The sequence below is a fragment of the Streptomyces phytophilus genome, from assembly GCF_013870535.1.
In the GTDB taxonomy this organism is placed as follows: Bacteria; Actinomycetota; Actinomycetes; order Streptomycetales; family Streptomycetaceae; genus Streptomyces; species Streptomyces phytophilus.
In genome coordinates, this window is sequence record NZ_JACBXC010000578.1 from 1 (window position 1) to 3,745 (window position 3,745).

4 protein-coding genes and 1 pseudogene are annotated in these 3,745 nt (G+C 73.3%); 3 read left to right on the plus strand and 2 right to left on the minus strand.

The genetic code is table 11. The annotated features are described in order from the left end of the window. The first annotated feature begins 61 nt into the window (after window positions 1-61). Window positions 62-382, plus strand: a complete 321-nt coding sequence (locus tag H5J30_RS21575) for an AzlD domain-containing protein (protein ID WP_181789038.1) — start codon at window positions 62-64, stop codon at window positions 380-382. A gap of 52 nt (window positions 383-434) precedes the next feature. On the opposite strand, the gene H5J30_RS21580 is transcribed toward H5J30_RS21575, so the two are convergent. Continuing rightward, on the minus strand, window positions 435-998 hold the full coding sequence (locus tag H5J30_RS21580) for an EF-hand domain-containing protein (protein WP_181789039.1): 564 nt from the start codon (window positions 996-998) through the stop codon (window positions 435-437). A 219-nt stretch (window positions 999-1,217) separates the two neighbouring features. Between H5J30_RS21580 and H5J30_RS21585 the strand changes: the two are divergent. Continuing rightward, window positions 1,218-1,853, plus strand: a pseudogene (locus H5J30_RS21585) (peptidoglycan recognition protein family protein); the annotation flags it as partial. A gap of 142 nt (window positions 1,854-1,995) precedes the next feature. Then, on the plus strand, window positions 1,996-2,493 hold the full coding sequence (locus H5J30_RS21590) for an SRPBCC family protein (protein WP_181789041.1): 498 nt from the start codon (window positions 1,996-1,998) through the stop codon (window positions 2,491-2,493). Between the two features lie 86 nt (window positions 2,494-2,579). Here the strand turns inward: H5J30_RS21590 and H5J30_RS21595 are convergent, their stop codons facing one another. After that, complete coding sequence (locus H5J30_RS21595; RefSeq protein ID WP_181789042.1) at window positions 2,580-3,590, minus strand: metal-dependent hydrolase; 1,011 nt, start codon at window positions 3,588-3,590, stop codon at window positions 2,580-2,582. Between the last annotated feature and the right edge of the window lie 155 nt (window positions 3,591-3,745).

Consider the following 3,745-nt stretch of genomic DNA (forward strand, 5'->3'; position numbering starts at 1 on the left):
ACGGGGCGGGTGACGGTGGCGACGGGCCGGGGGCCGGTCCGTACGACGAGGAGTGTGTCCCGTGAGCGCGACGACCCTGGTGTTCGCCACCTTCGTGCTGGGCGCCGGCACGTTCGCCTTCCGCTTCGCGGGCCCCGCGCTGCGCTCCCGCGTGCGGCTGGAGCCGCGGGTCGAGCGGCTGATGACGGTCGCGGCCATCGTGCTGCTGACGGCCCTGGTCGGCACGCAGGCGCTGCTGGACGACGGCGGCTTCGCGGGGGTCGCGCGGCCGGCGGGCGTCGCGGTCGGCGGCGTGCTGGCGTGGCGGCGGGCGCCGTTCGTGGTCGTGGTGGTGGCCGCGGCGGCGACGGCGGCGCTGCTGCGGCTGTGCGGGGTGGACTGACGGAGGCGGCCCCGGCGGCCGGGTCGGGCGCCCGTGATGTCGGGCGGGGGTGTCAGGCGGGGTCGAGGGGGCCGAGGAGCCAGCTTCCGGCCGAGTCGGGGTCGTCGTCGAAGTAGTAGTCGCCGATGGCCGCGAGCAGGTCGCCGGTGCTGACGCGGCCGTCCCCGTCGGCGTCCAGCCGGCGGAAGACCTCGCGGGCGTCGTGCGCCGGGAGGTTCATGAGCGCGCCCGTCCAGCGCACGTGCTCCTCCTGGTCGAGCAGGCCGTCGCCGTCCTCGTCGGCGATCGCCATGATCGCCTCCAGGAACTCCCCGTACCCCGCGGCGAAGTCGCCGGGCGTCTCCAGCAGCCCGGCCGCGAACGCCGCCGCGTACTCGGCCCGGTCGACCCGCCCGTCCCCGTTCGTGTCCGCGGCCCGTACGAGCCGCTCCCACACCCCGAGGCACAGCTCCTCCAGCCGGCGCCGCGCCGGCGAGTCGGGGCCGTGGCCGAACTCTTCGCCCAGCCGGCGGGCTGCGCGCTCGAAGTCCGCGCGGTCGACGTAGCCGTCGCCGTCGGTGTCGTAGGTGCGGAAGCGTCGCGCGAGCTTCCGTGCCAGGTACGTCGATACCTCCACGAGCCGTCCTCTCCGCCGCAGTTGTCGCCGGACACGACGCTACGGGCGGCCCACCGGGGGCACACAGGGCGCCCGGACGGGCGCGCGGTGGCCCGGAGACGGACGGGGAGCCGCCCCCTTTACGGAGAGTGATGAAGCATTTACGATGAGTGCGTGACAGCGCCGAAGGCCGGCGCGGACCGGACGTCACCAGCCAGGGAAAACCGGGGGGTTGTTCGCATGGCCGATCCACTGTCCGCCTCCGTCGTCCTGCGCGCGCTGAAGCGCGAGGGGCTCACGATCGTCGAGCACGGCGAATGGCGCACGCACAACCGCAACCACAAGGGGCCGTGGGGCCCGGTGCACGGCGTGGTCCTCCACCACACGGCCACCTCCGGCACGGACGACAGCGTCCGCCTCTGCTACCGCGGCCGGCCCGACCTGCCGGGCCCGCTCTGCCACGGGGTCGTCGACAAGCAGGGCCGGGTCCACCTCGTCGGCCACGGCCGGGCGAACCACGCCGGGCTGGGCGACGACGAGGTGCTGCGCGCGGTAATCGCCGAGCGGTACGGCGAACGCCCCCCGTCGCCCAACGAGCAGAACACGGACGGCAACGCCCGGTTCTACGGCTTCGAGTGCATCAACCGCGGCGACGGCGAGGACCCGTGGCCGGACGCGCAACTGGAGGCCGCCGAGCGGGCCGCGGCGGCGGTGTGCCGGGCGCACGGGTGGCAGGCGAAGTCGGTGATCGCGCACAAGGAGTGGACGAACCAGAAGATCGACCCGCGCGGGTTCAGCATGCCGGGGATGCGCGAGCGCATCGCGAAACGCCTGGCGGGCAAGCCGGAAGGCGAACCCCCGACCCCACCGGAGCCCCCCGAACCCCGGGGCTCCGCCGACTGATCCGAAGCGGCCGAGCCGACCCACCCGCCCTGCCCAAACCCACCCCGGGAAGCGTCGCCGCCCCCCGCCGGTTGCAGCTGGCAGCAAGCCCGCCAGCCCACCCAGCGGAGGCACCGTGACCGCATCGCCCGCCGACTCCACCGCCCCGCTCCTCGTCCGGGACCTGCCCGCGCCGCCCCCGCTGGTCCACCGGGCGTGGACGGACCCGGATCTGCTGGCGCGCTGGATCGGCCCCCGGGGCTACACGGTCCCGCGGGACACCGTCACCGTGGAGCCGCACGTCGGCGGCCGCTTCGACTACTGCCTGGTCGAGACCGCCGAGACCGCCGAGACCGCCGAAGCCGCCGCCGACGCCGCCGACCGCAACCGCCACTGGCTCCGCAACCACATCACCGAACTGACGGCCCCCCACCTCCTGGTCCTCACCTCGGCCCCGATGCCGGAGTACGGCACCCCCGCCCCGGTCACCACCCGCATCCACCTGACCCCCACCCCACCGGGCACCCGCCTGACGTTCACCCGCCCCTACCCCCGGGACCGCCGCGCCACCGCCCGCGCCACATGGACCACGTCGTTCGACAACCTGGAGGCACTCCTGCACACCCTCACCTGACAATCAGCAGGTACGCCGATACGGCACCGGTGTCGCCGTTGCCGCAACGACTCGGTGTCGCCGCCGCAGGCGGATCCGTATGCCGGCTACGCCCGGTCCGGGCTCTGCCGGACCGGCTCCGCGTCGGGGCGGTCGCCTGGCTCGTCGGGGTCGCCGGATTCTTCGCTCTCGGCGGGCTCGTCGGTCCTGTCGTTCTCTTCGGAGTAGCGCTGCCGTGGCACCGGTGTGCGGACGAACTCCACCTCCGCGTACGGCGGTGTGCGCAGCCACAGCCGGCGGCCCACCGCGAGCCACACCACCCAGCAGAACGCCACCAGGCCCGTCAGCCCCACCAGGGAGTTCGCCAGGAACTCCGTCACCGGCGGATGCTCGACCGTCGCCTTGTCGACCCAGTACGGGCCGCCCCACTTCCAGTCCATCGGGGCGTCCTCGGAGACCTGCGCCCAGATGGTCCAGGCGAATATCCGGCACGCGCCGTACAGGAAGTAGGCGTGGTAGAGCGCGAGCAGGAAGCGGTCGGACAGGCCCACGCGGTGGCGCAGCCAGCCCCAGGCCGGGTCGGCCGGATAGACGTGCTGCTTGAAGTACTTGGCGGTCAGGGAGCGGTAGTTGTACGCGAGCATGGCGAGCCAGAACAGGTCCCAGGCCAGCCCGAGGCTGCCGTAGTACGCCGCGGCGTCGCCGTAGCGGCCCTCCTGGGCGGCGTACGCCCACATGCCCGTCGAGTAGTGCTGGTCGCTGAAGGGGAAGAAGAGCATCACGCCGACGCTGTCGAAGCAGTCGGTCATCACGTGCGCCCACTGGCCGATCAGCAGGCCGAGCGCCCACTCCCGGCTCTTGAAGATCAGCAGCACGGCCAGCGCGAGCACCACGCCCCACGCCAGGGAGTGGGTGAAGCCGACGCCGGGCCAGCCGCGGTGGTAGTCCCAGGCGCTCTCGGGCTTGAAGGAGAAGCTGCCTATCTCGAAGCCGTAGACGGTGCCCTTCGTGCCCATGTCGGGCAGGAAGCAGCCGAGGAGGATCGCCAGGTACGAGACCTTGACCTTGGTGTGCTTGTGGAGGATGTAGCTCTCCAGCTCATGTGCCGCCCAGCTCACCGGTCTTCCCCCTCGTCGTCCCGGTCCTCGCCGTCCCGCCCGCCGTCGTCCTCGGGCCGCCGCCCGGCGCGTACCTTGTCGACGGCCCAGCCGGTGAGGAGGATCGCCGCGATCGCGACCACCGGGCCGCGGGTCCAGGTGAGGATGCCGCGGGT